The organism is Mycobacterium sp. NPDC051804 (assembly GCF_044452905.1).
Taxonomy (GTDB): Bacteria; Actinomycetota; Actinomycetes; order Mycobacteriales; family Mycobacteriaceae; genus Mycobacterium.
In genome coordinates this window covers 113,936-128,785 of the sequence record NZ_JBITCD010000007.1, presented here as the reverse complement: position 1 = coordinate 128,785, position 14,850 = coordinate 113,936, and the positions used below count along the sequence as shown (strand labels likewise).

At 66.5% G+C, this 14,850-nt stretch carries 10 protein-coding genes; 7 read left to right on the top strand and 3 right to left on the bottom strand.

Features of this window, described 5'->3' with window-relative positions; all coding sequences use genetic code 11:
* Positions 1–23: 23 nt before the first annotated feature.
* Genes ACIA48_RS26585 through ACIA48_RS26575 form a run of 3 tightly spaced genes read left to right on the top strand, consistent with a single transcriptional unit; the run spans position 24 to position 5,846 of the window.
* Complete coding sequence (locus tag ACIA48_RS26585) at positions 24–4,343, top strand: amino acid adenylation domain-containing protein (RefSeq protein WP_396739501.1); 4,320 nt, start codon at positions 24–26, stop codon at positions 4,341–4,343.
* Entirely contained in the window at positions 4,340–5,653 is a 1,314-nt protein-coding gene (gene mbtG, locus ACIA48_RS26580; RefSeq protein ID WP_396738724.1) for an NADPH-dependent L-lysine N(6)-monooxygenase MbtG, read from the top strand. The genes ACIA48_RS26585 and mbtG overlap by 4 nt, the downstream gene beginning before the upstream one ends.
* Positions 5,631–5,846, top strand: coding sequence for an MbtH family protein (locus tag ACIA48_RS26575; protein ID WP_396738722.1), 216 nt, complete (start codon positions 5,631–5,633; stop codon positions 5,844–5,846). The genes mbtG and ACIA48_RS26575 overlap by 23 nt, the downstream gene beginning before the upstream one ends.
* Here the strand turns inward: ACIA48_RS26575 and ACIA48_RS26570 are convergent.
* Both ACIA48_RS26570 and ACIA48_RS26565 read right to left on the bottom strand, forming a co-directional pair.
* The gene (locus ACIA48_RS26570) at positions 5,843–7,591 is read right to left on the bottom strand and encodes an ABC transporter ATP-binding protein (protein WP_396738720.1); all 1,749 of its coding nucleotides are present in this window, start codon (positions 7,589–7,591) and stop codon (positions 5,843–5,845) included. The two genes, ACIA48_RS26575 and ACIA48_RS26570, sit on opposite strands and share 4 nt — an antisense overlap.
* Positions 7,588–10,245 (bottom strand): ABC transporter ATP-binding protein/permease, encoded by a 2,658-nt coding sequence (locus ACIA48_RS26565; protein ID WP_396738718.1) that lies wholly within the window; start codon positions 10,243–10,245, stop codon positions 7,588–7,590. The genes ACIA48_RS26570 and ACIA48_RS26565 overlap by 4 nt, the downstream gene beginning before the upstream one ends.
* Positions 10,246–10,432: 187 nt before the next feature.
* On the opposite strand from ACIA48_RS26565, the gene ACIA48_RS26560 reads away from it, so the two are divergent.
* The 3 genes from ACIA48_RS26560 to ACIA48_RS26550 all read left to right on the top strand — a co-directional run bounded on the left by ACIA48_RS26560 (position 10,433) and on the right by ACIA48_RS26550 (position 13,217).
* Positions 10,433–11,098 (top strand): DUF998 domain-containing protein, encoded by a 666-nt coding sequence (locus ACIA48_RS26560; protein WP_396738716.1) that lies wholly within the window; start codon positions 10,433–10,435, stop codon positions 11,096–11,098.
* A complete protein-coding gene (locus tag ACIA48_RS26555) occupies positions 11,098–11,754 on the top strand; it encodes a response regulator (protein ID WP_396738714.1) in 657 nt (218 codons plus the stop codon). The genes ACIA48_RS26560 and ACIA48_RS26555 overlap by 1 nt, the downstream gene beginning before the upstream one ends.
* Positions 11,755–11,822: 68 nt before the next feature.
* Entirely contained in the window at positions 11,823–13,217 is a 1,395-nt protein-coding gene (locus ACIA48_RS26550; RefSeq protein ID WP_396738712.1) for an FAD-dependent oxidoreductase, read from the top strand.
* Here ACIA48_RS26550 and ACIA48_RS26545 read toward each other — a convergent pair.
* Positions 13,214–13,534 (bottom strand): type II toxin-antitoxin system VapB family antitoxin, encoded by a 321-nt coding sequence (locus ACIA48_RS26545; RefSeq protein ID WP_396738710.1) that lies wholly within the window; start codon positions 13,532–13,534, stop codon positions 13,214–13,216. The genes ACIA48_RS26550 and ACIA48_RS26545 overlap by 4 nt on opposite strands.
* A 247-nt stretch (positions 13,535–13,781) precedes the next feature.
* On the opposite strand from ACIA48_RS26545, the gene hrcA reads away from it, so the two are divergent.
* Positions 13,782–14,813, top strand: a complete 1,032-nt coding sequence (gene hrcA, locus ACIA48_RS26540; protein WP_396738708.1) for a heat-inducible transcriptional repressor HrcA — start codon at positions 13,782–13,784, stop codon at positions 14,811–14,813.
* Positions 14,814–14,850 lie beyond the last annotated feature (37 nt).

Here is a 14,850-nt window from a genome sequence, read left to right as displayed (position 1 = left end):
CCGAGGTGGCCGTCGAAGATGTGATGGCACTCAGCCCGCTGCAGCAGGGGCTGTTTTCCTTGGCGCAGCTGAGTAGCGGGGACGGTGGCTTGGCTGGCGGGGAAGACCCGTACGTGATCGCGATGTCCGCCGACATCTTCGGCGAGCTGGACTCGGACTTGTTGCGTACTTGCGCCGCACAGCTGCTGGCTCGGCATCCGAACCTGCGTGCCAGCTTCTTCCGCGGTGATCTGAGCCGTCCGGTGCAGGTCATCCCGTCCCGTGTCGACATTCCGTGGCGCACGATCACCGCGACCGCCGACGAGGTCGAGGCGCTGGACACCGATGAACGGCTGCGCCCGTTCGACCTCGAAAGAGGACCAGCGATCAGATTCGTGCTCATCGAGGTGCCCGAGTCACATTGGCGTTTCGTGGTGGTAGCGCACCACATCATCATCGACGGATGGTCGCTGCCGCTGTTCATCGGCGAGTTGATCAGCATGTACAGCGCGGGCGGGGACGCCGGGGTCCTCCCCCCGCCGCCGCGGCTGTACCGCGATTACATCGGCTGGCTCGCCGCGCGTGACCAGGACGCCAGCCGCACGTTGTGGCGCGAACACCTTGGCGGCACAGACGGTCCCACGCTCCTGTCGCCGACGCTGTCCGCAGGCGAGCTCGAGGTCGGGCCGGCCCGCCGCACCGAGCTGAAGCTCGACATCGACGCCACTGCCGCCCTGGCCGACGCGGCACGGTCGCGCGGCGTCACCGTGAACACCGTGGTGCAAATGGCCTGGGCAACACTGCTATCCGCGTTCACGGATCGCAGCGACGTGGTGTTCGGCGTGACGGTGTCAGGTCGCCCCAGCGAGCTGACTGGCGTCGAGACCATGGTCGGTTTGTTCATCAATACCGTGCCGCTGCGGGTGCGGCTGGATCCGTCGGCGGGGGCGGGCAGGCAATGTATTGCGCTGCAACGCGAGGCGGCGAAGCTTCGCGACCACAGTTACCTGCCGCACGCTGAGCTACGAGCGCTGGGAGGGATCGGCGAGTTGTTCGACACCCTGCTGGTGTACGAGAACTTCCCGCCCGGCGGATTGGTCGGCGGCGGGGAGTTCACGGCCAACGGCGCCATTTTCCGGCCTGCGGCACTGGAAAGCCTCTCGCACTTTCCTGTCACCGTCGCCGCACACATGGTCGACGATCAGCTGACGGTCATGGTCGAGGTGGTCGACGGGGCGCTCGGCTCGATGGCGCCCGACAGCCTGTGTGAACGACTGCTCAACACCGTCCAACTCTTGATCACCAAGTGGGACAGCCCGCTTCGCGACATCAACGTCCTGCTGGACGGCGAGGAACCGCGCACCGAGATCGACGAGGCGCCCGAACCCGCCGAAACCGGGGTGCACACCAGGTTCACGGAAGTCGCCTACACGCGGCTGGCGTCGCCGGCACTGAGCTGGTCCGGTGGCGAACTGACCTACCGCGAACTCGACGAGGCCGCCGATCAGGTGGCGGCCCTGCTGGTCGGCCGTGGGGTTCGCGTCGAAGACCCGGTGGCCATCAATCTTTCGCGCGGCCCGCAGTACGTGATCGCGATGCTGGGTGTGCTGAAGGCCGGGGCAGCCATCGTCCCGCTCGATCCCGCGATGCCTGCCGACCGGATCACCGACATCCTCGCGCAGTGCGGTGCGACGGTGATCGTCGACGATCAGCTCATGTCTGCCGCCGCGGCCGAGGTGGCCGACGGATTCGAGTGCGTCCCAGCGCATCCCGGCCAGGCTGCCTACGTCGTCTTCACCTCGGGCACCACGGGCCGACCAAAGGGCGTCATCGGCACCCATCAGGCGCTGCTCGCATACGCCGAGGATCATGCCCAGCACATCCTGCGGCCCGCGGCCGCCCGGTTGAGCCATCCGCTGCGCGTCGCGCACGCCTGGTCGTTCACGTTTGACGCAGCATGGCAGCCGTTGGCGGCGTTGCTCGATGGACATTCGGTGCACATCATCTCCGACGAAGTCCAACGGGACGCCGAGTCGTTGGTCGAAATCATCGCGCGGTACGGAATCGACCTGATCGACACCACGCCGTCGATGTTCGCCCAGCTGCACGCAGTCGGACTGCTGACCACGGTTCCGCTCGGCGTACTCGCGCTGGGCGGCGAGGCCATCGGTATTCCCGCGTGGAACCTCATCCGCGATGAATGCGCCCGCACCGGTATGACGGCGTACAACTGTTACGGGCCAACAGAATCCACCGTCGAGGCGGTGGTCGCTCCAATCGCCGAACATCCGGAGCCGACGATCGGCGGGCCCACGTCGGCGACCCGCGCCTACGTTCTCGATTCGTGGCTGCGGCCCGCGCCCGACGGCGTGCCCGGCGAGCTCTACCTGTCCGGTCGCCAGTTGACCCGCGGCTATCTCGCCAGGCCGGCGGAGACCGCAAGCCGGTTCGTCGCCGACCCGTTCGTTCCAGCCGAGCGGATGTACCGGACCGGTGACGTGGTGCGGCGGCAGCCCGACGGTGCGCTTCAGTTCCTCGGCCGTTCCGACGCCCAGGTGAAGATCCGCGGGTTCCGCGTCGAGCCCGCCGAGATCTCGGCGGTGCTCCACACGCATCCTGCCGTGCGTCACGCCCACGTCGCGGTTCGGCAGCGTGCCCGCGGTGGTCCGCGGTTGATCGCGTACGTGGCCGCCGGACCGGCGCCGGACCTCGCCGAGCTGCGGGGCATGCTGTCAAAGCGGTTGCCGCGCTACATGGTTCCGCAGAGCATCGTCGTCGTCGACCAGATGCCGCTGACGTCGCACGGCAAGGTCGACGAGACCGCGCTGGCCGCGCTCCCCGTCGACGACGGTCCATCGGCGGGACCGGAAACCGAAACCGAAGCCGCACTGGTCGCTGTGCTCACCGAGTTGCTCGACGGTGTCGAAATCGATGTCACCGCAGAGTTCCTCCAGCTCGGCCTCGACAGCATCGTCGCGCTCTCGGTCGTGCAGGGCGCCCGCAGGCGCGGTATTCCGTTGCGGGCGCGGCTGATGCTCGAGTGCGCAACCATCCGCGAACTCGCGGCGGCGATCGACAACGAGTCCGTCACCGTCGACCGCCACGGCGATGAGGGGAGCGGGCCGATACCGGTGCTGCCCAATGTGCATTGGCTCTACGAGCACGGCCAACCGCGGCGGCTGGCGCAGACCGAGACGGTCCGGTTGCCCGACGGGATCACCCGCTCGGATCTGGACCGGATGCTCAAGGCCGTTGTCGACGGGCACGAAGCCCTGCGCAGCCGCCTGGACATCGACACCATGACACTTGTCGAGCATGAGCCCGCGGACTTCCTCACCGAGGTATCGGTCGAGGGCGACATGGCCGACGCGGTCGCCGAACATTCCGCATATGCGGTGGAACGGCTGGACCCGCAACGAGGATCGATGCTGTCCGCGGTTTGGCTGCGGGAGTCGGACGGTCCGGGTGTGCTCATGTTGGTCGCCCACGTACTCGCTATGGACCCCGCGTCGTGGCGGATCGTGCTGGGTGAACTCGACGCGTCGTGGCACACCATCAAATCGGGTGTGGACCCGCTGCACGCAACAGAGCACACCAGTTACCGGCGGTGGTCGCGGCTGCTTGCCCAGCGCGCGGCCGAATTGGACACCTGCGACTACTGGGCGGCCCAGCTCGAGGGTGCGGATCCGGTGCTCGGTACCCGTCGCCTCCAGCCGGAGTCCGACCGGATCGGCGACGTCGTCGTCACCATGTCGCTCACAGATCCCGAGGTGTCCGCGCGCGTGCTCAGCGGCGCCGAACCGGCCCAGAACATCCTGGCGGCCGCGGCCGCAAGGACCATCGACCGGTGGCGAGAGCACCGGGGTCAGCAGCAGGCGCCGCCGTTGCTCGCGCTGGAAACGCACGGCCGCGCGGACGGAATCATGGACGACGCCGACACTTCGGACACTGTCGGCCTGCTCACCGCCATCTATCCGCTGCGGATGGATGCGCCGGGCGCGATCGACGCGGTGCCGGGTGACGGTATCGACTTCGGATTGTTGCGCTACCTGCGTCCGGATACCGCGCAGCGACTGAGGGCGTATGCCGAACCGCAGGTGCTGCTCAACTTCCTCGGCCGGGTGCACGTCGCTACCGGCGGCGAGCTGAGCCCGGATCGTGCACTGCTGGCCGGGGTTTCACCGCGACCGGAGCCCGATCTCGCCGTGCGGCATGAGTTGACCATCCTGGCGGCGGTGATCGGCGAGGCCGACAATCCGGTGCTGGGCACACAATGGCGCACGCTGCCGGACATCCTGTCCGCCGATGACGTCGCCACCCTGCAGTCGATGTGGCAGGACTCGCTACGAGAGGTTGCACCATGAGGCCCACCCTCGCCGTCGTCGGCGCAGGAGCCAAGGCCGTCGCCGTCGCCGCCAAGGCCGCCGAGCTGCACAACATGGGCGTCGAGGTGCCGAAAGTCGTTGCGGTGGAACGGACCGGCGTCGCCGCCAACTGGCAGGCGGAAGGTGGCTGGACCGACGGTCAGCACCGACTGGGCACCAGCCCCGAGAAGGACGTCGGTTTCCCGTACCGCTCTTCTCTGGTGCCGCGCCGCAACGCCGAACTGGACGAACGCATGACACGGCACAGCTGGCAGGCATATCTGATCGCCACCGGCCAGTTCGCCGAATGGGTGGACCGCGGCAGGCCCGCGCCCACACATCGCAAGTGGAGCCAGTATCTGCGGTGGGTGGCGGGCAACTGCGAGATGAACATCGTCACCGGTGAAGTCACCGGCATTTCGGTCGACAGCACGGCCTCGACTCCGCGGTGGGCGCTGCACACGTCCGAGAAGGCGGTGCTCGCGGACGGCGTGATGATCACCGGTCCGGGGCAACCCGAGCGGTCGATACTTCCGGGCAACCCACGGGTGCTCTCCATCGCGCAGTTCTGGCATCGGACGGCGGGCAGCGAGCTGATCACCGCCGAACGGGTAGCCGTCATCGGAGGCGGGGAGACCGCCGCCTCGATGCTCAATGAGCTTTTCCGGCATAGGGTTTCGACAATCACCGTCATCTCGCCGGGGGTGACACTGTTCACCCGCGGCGAGGGTTTCTTCGAGAACAAGCTGTTCTCCGACCCCACCGGCTGGACCAGTCTGACGATGGGTGAGCGCCGCGACGCGCTGGCGCGCACGGACCGCGGAGTGTTCTCCGCGCGGGTGCAGGATGCGCTGCTGTCCGACGACCGGATCCGCCACCTGCGGGGCCGCGTCGCACACGCGGTGGCGCGGGACAGCCGAATCCGCCTGACGCTGAGTACGAATCAGGGCGGCGAGAATCTCGAAACCGTGCACGGCTTCGATCTGGTCATCGACGGATCGGGCGCCGACGCGCTGTGGTTCGTACCGCTGCTGGGTCAGGACGCGCTGGATCTGCTCGAACTCAGCCTCGGCGGACTGCTGACGGGCGACTCGCTGCAGGAGTTCATCGGCGATGATCTGGCGCTCACCGGCGTTACGCCCAAGCTGTTCCTACCCGGCCTATCCGGGCTCACCCAGGGGCCGGGTTTCCCCAACTTGTCCTGCCTGGGACTGCTGTCCGACCGCATACTCGGTGCCGACTACGGGTCATCGGGACGTTCACTGGACCTTTCAAGGGAGAGAAGCGATGAGCACGAACCCATTCGATGACGACAACGGCACCTTCTATGTGCTGATCAACGATGAAGAGCAGCACAGCTTGTGGCCGACCTTGGTCGATGTGCCCGCCGGCTGGCGGGTGGTGTTCGGCGATAGCACACGCGCCGACTGTCTCGCCTACATCGAAGAACAGTGGGCCGACGTGCGTCCGCGCAGCCTGCGCGAACGCATCGAGATGCGCTAGGCGTCCGCGGCGATCCGCCAGCCCGCACTCTGCTGCTGCTGTCGCCAGAACTCGGCGAAGCGACCGCCACGCTGGTTGAGCTCATCGATGGTGCCCTGCTCGACGATTCGCCCGGAGTCGACGAACAACACCCGATCGGCGTTGCGGATCGCTCCCGGCCGGTGCGCGATGATGACGCGGGTACGGCCGCGAGGGTCGTCTCTGATGGCGTCGGTAATGGATGTTTCGTTCTCGGTGTCCAGGGCGCTGGTCGCTTCGTCGATCAGCAGGACCCCAGCCGGTTTGACGAGTGCGCGCGCGATGCTGACTCGCTGACGTTCGCCACCGGACAGCGCGGCGCCCGCCTCGCCCACTCGCGCAGACTCACCGTCAGGCAGGCGCGAGATGATCTCGTCGACCCGTGCCAGTGCCATGGCACGTCGGACGTCGTCGTCGCCCGCGTCGGGATGCCCGGCGCGGACGTTGTCCTGGATCGGGCCGTCGAACAGATACGGATGCTGAAACACCATGCTCACCAGCGCCTGGCGCGTCGCAGCATCGAGATCGCCGATGTCGGTTCCGTCGACGAGGATTTCGCCGGACGCAGGTGTGTGCAGACCCGCGATGAGCGAGAGGATGGTGCTCTTACCCGAACCCGACGGGCCGACGATCGCTGTCGTCGTTCCCGATTCGAGTACGAAATTGAGCTCGGCGAGGATGTCGCCCGTGTCCTCGACACCGTCATACCGGAAGCTCACATCACGGAATTCGATTCGTGGAGCGCCCTTTCCGGCGGCGGCAACCCCGTTCGCGGTGGACGTACTGGGGGCATCGATGATGCTGCGCAGCCGGTTGAGGACGCCGCGCGAGTTCTCGACGGCTCCGGACAGGTCCGCGAGCACGTTGAAGGGCTCCAGGAACCGCACCGTGACGATCAGCAGCGCGACGGCCTCCGGTGCGCCGATCTGACCCCGCACCGCCAGCGTCGCGATCGTGCCCGCCAACACGATGAGCGCGATCTGGCTTGCCGCGCTGAATAGCAGCTGTCCGGGAATTTGGAACAGCAGCAGCCGCATCGTGGCGCCTTGTGCTGTTGACACGGCCTCGCCGGTCTGGCTGCGCGCAGCCGTCGCCCGGCGGCTGGCCCGCAGCGCCTGCTGCGTCCGCGCGAATTCGAGGATGCGTTCGGTGAGCGCGCTGTGCGCGCGACCGTCGGCCGCATCGGCGGCCCGCACGATCCGTTGGCTGGCCACCAGTGCACCCAGCATCAGGGGCAGTGCGATGGCCGCGGCCACGCCCAATTGCCATGAGACGAAGAACAATCCGACCGTGATCGCCGCAGGCAGCAGTATCGCACCGAGAAACGGTGTGAGCAGGTTCGCGACGAAGGACACCAGATCCGGTGCGCTGGCCGCGATCGCCTGCCGTGCCATTGCGGTGTTGTCCGTGGTGAACCAGCCGAGGGGGACATCGGTGAGCCGGTCGGCCATCCGGTGCTGGGTGTCATTGGCCAACACGAAGCCGATGCGATAACCGATGCGCGCCTGGATCATGTCGATGATCCACCCGCCGACGGTGGCGGCGGTGAGCGCCCCCAGCCACGTCAGCGCATCCGCAGGCGTCGAGCTGAACAAGGCGGCGAGCAGCGGCACCAACAGCAGCGCGCAGGCGGCGCGCAGGATCACCGAAACAAACGTCAGCACTGCATAACCGGTGAGTGCCCCGCGGTATTCGGCGGGGACCAGACGAATCAGATTGCCGATCATCGGGTGGCCTCTCCGGTGAGCACTTCCTGGGGTGTTCCGGTCTCGCCCCGGCTGTCCCACAACTGCCGGTATCTGCCGTCGGCGGTGAGCAACTCGGTGTGGGTCCCGATCTCGGCGATACGTCCGTGGTCGAGGACGACAATCTGGTCGGCTTCGGTGATGGTGTGCAGCCGATGAGCGATCACGAGCACCGTCCGATTGTGAATGAGTCGACCCAATGCCTGCTGCACAAGGTATTCCGACTCGGGGTCGGCGAACGCGGTCGCCTCGTCCAGGATCAGGATCGGGGTGTCGGCGAGCAACGCCCTGGCGATGGTGAGGCGTTGACGCTCGCCTCCGGACAGCTGGCTGCTGGCGCCGAGCGCTGTCTGGTATCCATTGGGCAGCCGCATGATCCGGTCGTGGATCTGTGCGTCCGTCGCCGCCGCCTGGACCTCTGCGTCGCTCGCGTCGGGCCGGGCGAGTGCGATGTTGTCCCGGACCGTGCCCTGGATGAGTTGGACATCCTGGAACACGAAGCCGACCTGGGTGTACAGCTCGTCGGCCTCCAGCGTCCGCACATCGCGTCCGTCGATGCTGATGGAACCGGCGTCGACATCGTGGAAGCGCGCGAGTAGCGATGCCAGCGTTGACTTTCCGGAACCCGATGAACCCACCAGCGCGGTCACGGTCCCGGGTCGCAGGGCCAGCGAGACGTCGTGGATCACCGGAACTCCGGGGCGGTAGCCGAAGGTTACGTTGTCGAAGTTGACGGTTCCTGCTGCGGCAGGGGCGCTCACGGCTGCGGCGGGTGAGGTGTCGAGTTCGACCTCGTCGAGCGTGACGGCGATGCGACGCGCGGCCTGCATACCCTCGCGCAGACCGGCGAATCCGAAGGCCATTCCGAGCAGCCGGGAGCCGAACGTCGTTCCGAGGATCAGGAACGGCAGCAGGGTCAACGGCTCCATTGCCCCTGACACGACGAATAGTGTCCCCGCGAAAGCGATGAGCCACAGGAACGTTGACGGGCGAGTGGTCAGGTCCATGAACGTCTTCTTGCCGATGAACGGCCGCTGCCAGACGTTGATGAAGTCGATGTACTCGTCCAGGCGCCGTCGGAATGACGACCCCGCCGCGCCTCCGAAGACCCGGATCACCGGTTGCCCTTCGAGGTAGGCCGCGGCCTCACTGTTCATCCGTTCGGCCCACCGGGACGCCTCGGTGATCTTCGGGCCGCTCTGATAGACCATCGTCCACGTCGTGAGGATGTACACCAGAATCGGCAACAGCAGGACCAACGCCAACCGCCAGTCGACGACGAACAGGTACACCAGCACCGCGATCGGCGCGACGACGGCGGCGACGGCATCCGACACCGCATGGGTGACGAGGTAGTGCAACGACAGGGTGTCGTCTTGGATCAATTTCTTGACCGCACCGGATCCGCGTTGGGTGAACCATCCAAGCGGTACCCGGGCGAGCTTGTCGAGCAATCGTCGGCGCACAGTCGCGTTGAAGAGCATGTCGACGACGTGCAGCCACAACAGCAGTGCGGCGCTGAGTGCGGTGCCCGTTCCGAGCAGCACCACAAAGACGATCAACGTGCTGCGTAGCGCCGGCTCGCCGGCGCCCGCCAGCAGCTGCCTGGCCAGCTCGACGAGAACGATGAAGGGGGCCAGCTGAATCAGCGTGATCAGCGTTTCGAGAATGCCGGTCGCGATCAGCTGCGGCTTCACCGGCGCCAGCAGGTCCTTGGCGGCCTGGGAACGCCACCGCCCCTTCGGGGCGGCGCTCTGGGACTCGGAAGAAGCCGGCGATTCGACTACCGCGCTGGCAGATTCGGCGCTCGCGCCGGTGGCAGACTCGGCGCTCGCGCCGGTGGCAGACTCGCCGCTCGTGCCGGTGGCAGATTCGGCAGGCTTGTCGTCGCTGTCGCGGCGGCTGCCCATCTCGCGTCCCTGCGTCCAGTACGCCTGCGCCTGCAGGTCGGACTTCGGGAAGCCGAACACGTCGCGCATCCGCTTGCGTAGGTGCTTGAGCGATCCGGCCTCGGGGCCTGCCCATGCCGCCCAGTTCGACCAGTCGCGATCCTCGATGGCCGCGGCCAGCGCGAGCTCGTCGGTCCTGTCTACCCAGTGCAGCGTTCGACGGGGATGCTTGTTGATCGGGATGAGTTCGTCGTCGGGGGAGTGCCGTTCGAGGTATACCTCGACGTCCACGTCGGACGGGAGTGCGGCGAGGATCGAGTTGATTGCGGGTATTGATGCCGAGTCGCCGATGAGCAGATAGCCGGCGGGCAATTCGTCGGGGACCGCGAAACCCTTGGAACCCAACGCCACAACCGGAAGCGTCATCCCCGGTTCGGCCTTGGCCGCCCAGTGACTCGCCGGCCCGGACGGCTCATGCAGGACCATGTCCACCGCGAATCTGCCGGTTTCCGGCTCGGTCCACACGAGCGTGTAGATGCGCTGGAACTCGCTGTCGCTGCCCTCGGGGTCGGGAAACCAGAAGCGCAGGAACGCCGTTGGTTCGACGACGACGTCCTGGAAGATCGTCGGTGAGGACATGGTGATCCGGACGAAGTGCGGCGCTACCCGCGTGACCTCGACGACCGTGGCCTCGTGGTCACGCCCCCCAAAGCTTCGCAGCAGGGCTCCCTGCAGGCCTCTTCCCATGTCCAAAGTCCTCTACTCGGCGAATGTCCGATCACGACAAGTCCCCGCCGTGCTCTCCCCGAGCACAAGTGGGCGGGGAACCTGCAGCTAGTTAGCCTAGCCTAACCTGCGGCACCCTCGGGCGGTCCCGCGCGGGGAGGTTTGTTCTACCCCGCCGGGAGACCTCGGCTGATCTACCGTTGTGACCGTGACCACCAGCCGGCGCGCGCTCAGCGTTGCCGCCATGCTGTGGATTTCGGGGGCGGTCATCTTCGTCGGCTTCGAGGCGATCGCAGCGTCCGCGATCCCGTCCTACAGCTACATCGGGAAGTACATCAGTGTGCTGGGCGTTCCGGAATGGTCGCCCCGCGCGACGCTGATGAACTGGGGCTTCTATCTGCAGGGTGCGCTGTTTCTCGCCGGGGCGCTGGTCGCCGTGCGCGCCATCGGCGGACGACTGAAGGGCGTGGTGTTCTTGCTGCTGACGGCCGCAAACGCCGCCGGTAATCTCCTCGTCGGCTTCGTGCATGGCTTCTCACCGTTGTGGAACGACGGCTACGAATGGCTGCACGGGCTTGGCGCGTTTCTGGCGATCGGCGGGGGCAATGCGGCCATCGTCGTGGGTTCGATCGTGGTCGGTCGTGTGTCGGCCCGCTGGTACCGGCCGGTCGGGGTGATGCTTGGTGTGGCGGGCTTGGTGCTCGCTGCGATGCTGTACACGTACGCGAGATGGGCGGCCGACTTTTCGCATATCGGCCTCGTTGAGCGGGCGTGTGTGTACACGATCATCACCTGGCAGATCGTCACCGGCATAGTCCTGTCGGCCCGACCCCGCATCGACGTTGCGGTGCCGCGCGCGGAAGGAGTGGGTTGATGGCCGAGACGACGCGCGTGGTGCTGGCTGATGATGACGTGCTGCTGCGGGCGGGTTTGGCCAGCCTGCTCGAAGGGTCCGGGTTCGAAGTCGTGGGCCAGGCCGGCGACGGCGAGCAGTTACTCAACCTGGTCCGCGCGATGGCGCCCGACCTCGTGGTGACCGACATCCGGATGCCACCCACGAACACCAGCGAGGGCCTGGACGCCGCCCGGCAAATCCGGCAGGAACTGCCGGACACCGCGATCATGGTGTTGTCCGCGCACGTCGCCGTGGACGATGCGATGGACCTGCTGGCAGCAGGCGACCGTACCGGCTACCTACTGAAGACCCGCATTACCGATGTCGCCGATTTCATCGACTCGCTGGAACGCGTCGCGCGCGGCGCGTCGGTGGTCGACCCGGCGCTGGTGCGCGAACTCGTGTCGGCACGTAAGCGGAACGATCCGCTCAGCGTACTGAGCGAGCGCGAGAGCGAGGTCCTGGCGTTGATGGCCGAGGGCCGATCCAATGCCGGTATCGCGCATCGTATCTGGGTCACCGAGGGCACCGTCGAAAAGCACATCCGCAGCATCATGAACAAGCTGAGCCTGCCCGAGACGGGTGAGGATCATCGCCGCGTGCTCGCGGTGCTCGCCTTCCTCGACGCCCGCTAGATCTCGACCGCACCCTATGGGGGTTAGCGGTAAAGACAGCGCACCCCGGTGAGTTCGATTCTGGTGAGATGACGGAACGACTTGATGCCCTGATCCTCGGTAGCGGCAACGGTGGGATGTATCTGGCCTGGCACCTTGCTCAGTCGGGACAGCGCACGGCGGTGGTGGAGCGGCGCTGGATCGGCGGTTCGTGCCCGAACATCAACTGCCTGCCGACCAAGAACGAGATCTCGGGCGCTAAGGTCGCCGATCTCACGCGTCACGCCGACGTATTCGGTATCGGCACGGGTGCCGTCACCGTCGACATGGAACGGGTGAGGCAGCGCAAGCGCGACATGGTCGACCACATGATTGACGGCACCCGCAAGCAGTACGAGAACACCGGCGCCGAACTCGTCATGGGCAGCGGCCGCTTCGTGGCGCCGCGAACCCTCGAGGTGCAACTCAACGACGGCGGTGTGCGCACCCTGAGCGCAGACCGGGTGTTCTTGAACCTCGGTACACACGCAGCGCTTCCCGTCGTTCCCGGACTCGCCGAAGCGCAACCGATGACGAACATCGAGTTGCTCGAAACGGACTATTTGCCAGCCCATCTCATCGTCCTGGGCGGCGGATATGTCGGACTCGAACTCGGCCAGGCCTACCGCAGGTTCGGTAGCCGCGTCACCATCGTCCAGCACGGCGCGCAGATCGCTGCCGCCGAGGACTCCGACGTCGCCGATGAACTGCGGCGCCTGCTGACCGACGAGGGTGTCGACGTGATCGAGTCGGCCGACACGGTCTCGGTGCACGGTCGTTCCGGCAGCGAGGTGACCGTCGTGGTCCGCACGCCGTCGGGCGAGCGGCGCATCGCGGGGACTGACCTGCTGATCGCCACCGGGCGGGTACCGAACACCGCGGACATCGGGCTGGAGGCGGCCGGAGTGACCGTCGACGATCACGGATTCCTCGACGTCAACGAACGGTTGGAGACGACCGCACCCGGTGTCTGGGGGATCGGCGAATGTTGTTCAGGCCACGAGCAATTCACCCATGTGTCGTTCGACGACTACCGCATCATCCGGGACAACCTGGCCGGCGGACAACGTAGGTCCGACGACCGGCTCATCCCGCGATGCATGTTCACCGATCCGCAGCTGGCCCGCGTGGGGCTGACCGAACGTGAGGCGCAGCGCGATGGCATCGACGTGCGGGTCGCGCGGCTGCCCATCAGCGCCGTGCTTCGCACCCAGACCACCGGTGAGACAAGAGGATTCATGAAGGCCCTGGTCGGTGTCGACGATCGCGTACTGGGCTTCACGATGGTTGGCCCAGAAGCCGGCGAGGTGATGGCGGTCGTGCAGATGGCGATGATCGCCGGCTTGCCGTATCAGGTGCTGCGCGACGCCGTGCTGGCGCATCCGACGATGGCGGAGGGACTCGGCACACTGTTCACGGGCGTGCCGGAATCTGCGGTCGCCTAGATCGAGACCTGCTCGGCTATCGGGATGTCCATGTCGAACACGCGCGCATGCAGCACGATCCGGTTCCGCAGCGCCGAACGAACGGCGCGGTGTAGTCCGTCTTCCAGATAGACGTCACCGTTCCACTTCACGGCGTGCGGGAAGAGGTCGCCGTAGAACGTCGAATCCTCCGACAGCAACCGATCGAGAGCCAGCACGGTCGTGGTCATGACGAGTTCGTCGAGCCGGATTTGCCGGGGCGGAATCTGCGCCCACTGCCGATGCGACAGCCCGTGATCGGGGTACGGCCTTCCGTCGAGAACGCCTTTGAAGATCACCGGAGCCGCCCCGGCGGCGACATGTGGCTCAGGAGCCGCCCCGGCGGCGACATGTGGCTCAGGAGCCGCCCCGGCGGCGACTTTTGGCTCCGCGCAGCCGTCCCCCGCGTCGTCCCCCGAGGCAAACGCATCACTTGCCGAGGCTATCGCAAACAGCTAGTTCGCAACGCTTACGTCCGCTGGTGGTCTATCGCCGCTGATGATGGCCGTAAAATGAATCAACCGGGTACGAGAGGCAGGTGAATGCATGGGGAGCGCCGAAGATCGTCGGTTCGAGGTGCTGCGCGCGATCGTCGCCGACTTCGTGTCCACCAAGGAGCCGATCGGTTCGAAATCGCTCGTCGAACGCCACAATCTGGGGGTCTCCAGCGCGACCGTCCGAAACGATATGGCGGTTCTGGAGGCCGAGGGCTACATCGCCCAGCCGCACACCAGCTCGGGTCGGGTGCCCACCGAGAAGGGCTACCGCGAGTTCGTCGACCGTTTGGCGGACGTCAAACCGCTGTCGGCGGCCGAACGGAGCGCGATCCTCGGATTCCTCGAATCCGGTGTCGACCTCGACGACGTGCTGCGCCGTGCGGTGCGACTCCTCGCGCAGTTGACCCGCCAGGTCGCGATCGTGCAGTACCCGACACTGTCGACATCCTCGGTGCGCCACCTCGAGGTGGTCGCGCTGACACCGGCACGCCTGCTGCTGGTCGTCATCACCGACTCCGGCCGCGTCGACCAGCGCATCGTCGAACTGGGCGACCCGCTTGACGAGCACGATGTCGCCAAGCTGCGCGATGTGCTTGCTCAGGCGCTGGAAGGTAAGCCGCTGGCCGCCGCATCGATCGCGGTCGCCGATCTGGCTTCTCAGCTCAACGGCAGCGGTGGGCTGGCTGACGCGGTCGGGCGCTCGGCCACGATGCTGGTGGAGACGCTTGTCGAGCACAGCGAGGAACGGTTGGTGCTCGGCGGCACGGCCAACCTCACCCGCAATACCGCCGACTTCGGCGGGTCGCTTCGGTCGGTGCTCGAAGCGCTCGAGGAGCAGGTCGTGGTGTTGCGGCTACTCGCGGCGCAGCAGGAGGCCGGCAAGATCACCGTGCGGATCGGCCACGAAACCGAGGCCGAGGCGATGGCCGGAACTTCGGTGATTACCACTGCATACGGAAGTTCGGGCAAGGTGTACGGCGGGATGGGTGTGCTTGGACCCACGAGAATGGACTATCCCGGAACTATCGCCAATGTCGCCGCGGTTGCTCTCTATATCGGGGAAGTCTTGGGTAGCCGGTAGGACCGGCAGAATCAGCAGGAAAGGTCAGGCAAGGTCA

Coding starts and splice junctions, on each gene's coding strand:
- mbtG (WP_396738724.1), top strand. CDS start 4,340: ATGAGGCCCACCCTCGCCGTCGTCGGCGCAGGAGCCAAGGCCGTCGCC.
- ACIA48_RS26550 (WP_396738712.1), top strand. CDS start 11,823: ATGACGGAACGACTTGATGCCCTGATCCTCGGTAGCGGCAACGGTGGG.
- ACIA48_RS26555 (WP_396738714.1), top strand. CDS start 11,098: ATGGCCGAGACGACGCGCGTGGTGCTGGCTGATGATGACGTGCTGCTG.
- hrcA (WP_396738708.1), top strand. CDS start 13,782: ATGGGGAGCGCCGAAGATCGTCGGTTCGAGGTGCTGCGCGCGATCGTC.
- ACIA48_RS26570 (WP_396738720.1), bottom strand. CDS start 7,591: ATGATCGGCAATCTGATTCGTCTGGTCCCCGCCGAATACCGCGGGGCA.
- ACIA48_RS26585 (WP_396739501.1), top strand. CDS start 24: ATGGCACTCAGCCCGCTGCAGCAGGGGCTGTTTTCCTTGGCGCAGCTG.
- ACIA48_RS26565 (WP_396738718.1), bottom strand. CDS start 10,245: ATGGGAAGAGGCCTGCAGGGAGCCCTGCTGCGAAGCTTTGGGGGGCGT.
- ACIA48_RS26575 (WP_396738722.1), top strand. CDS start 5,631: ATGAGCACGAACCCATTCGATGACGACAACGGCACCTTCTATGTGCTG.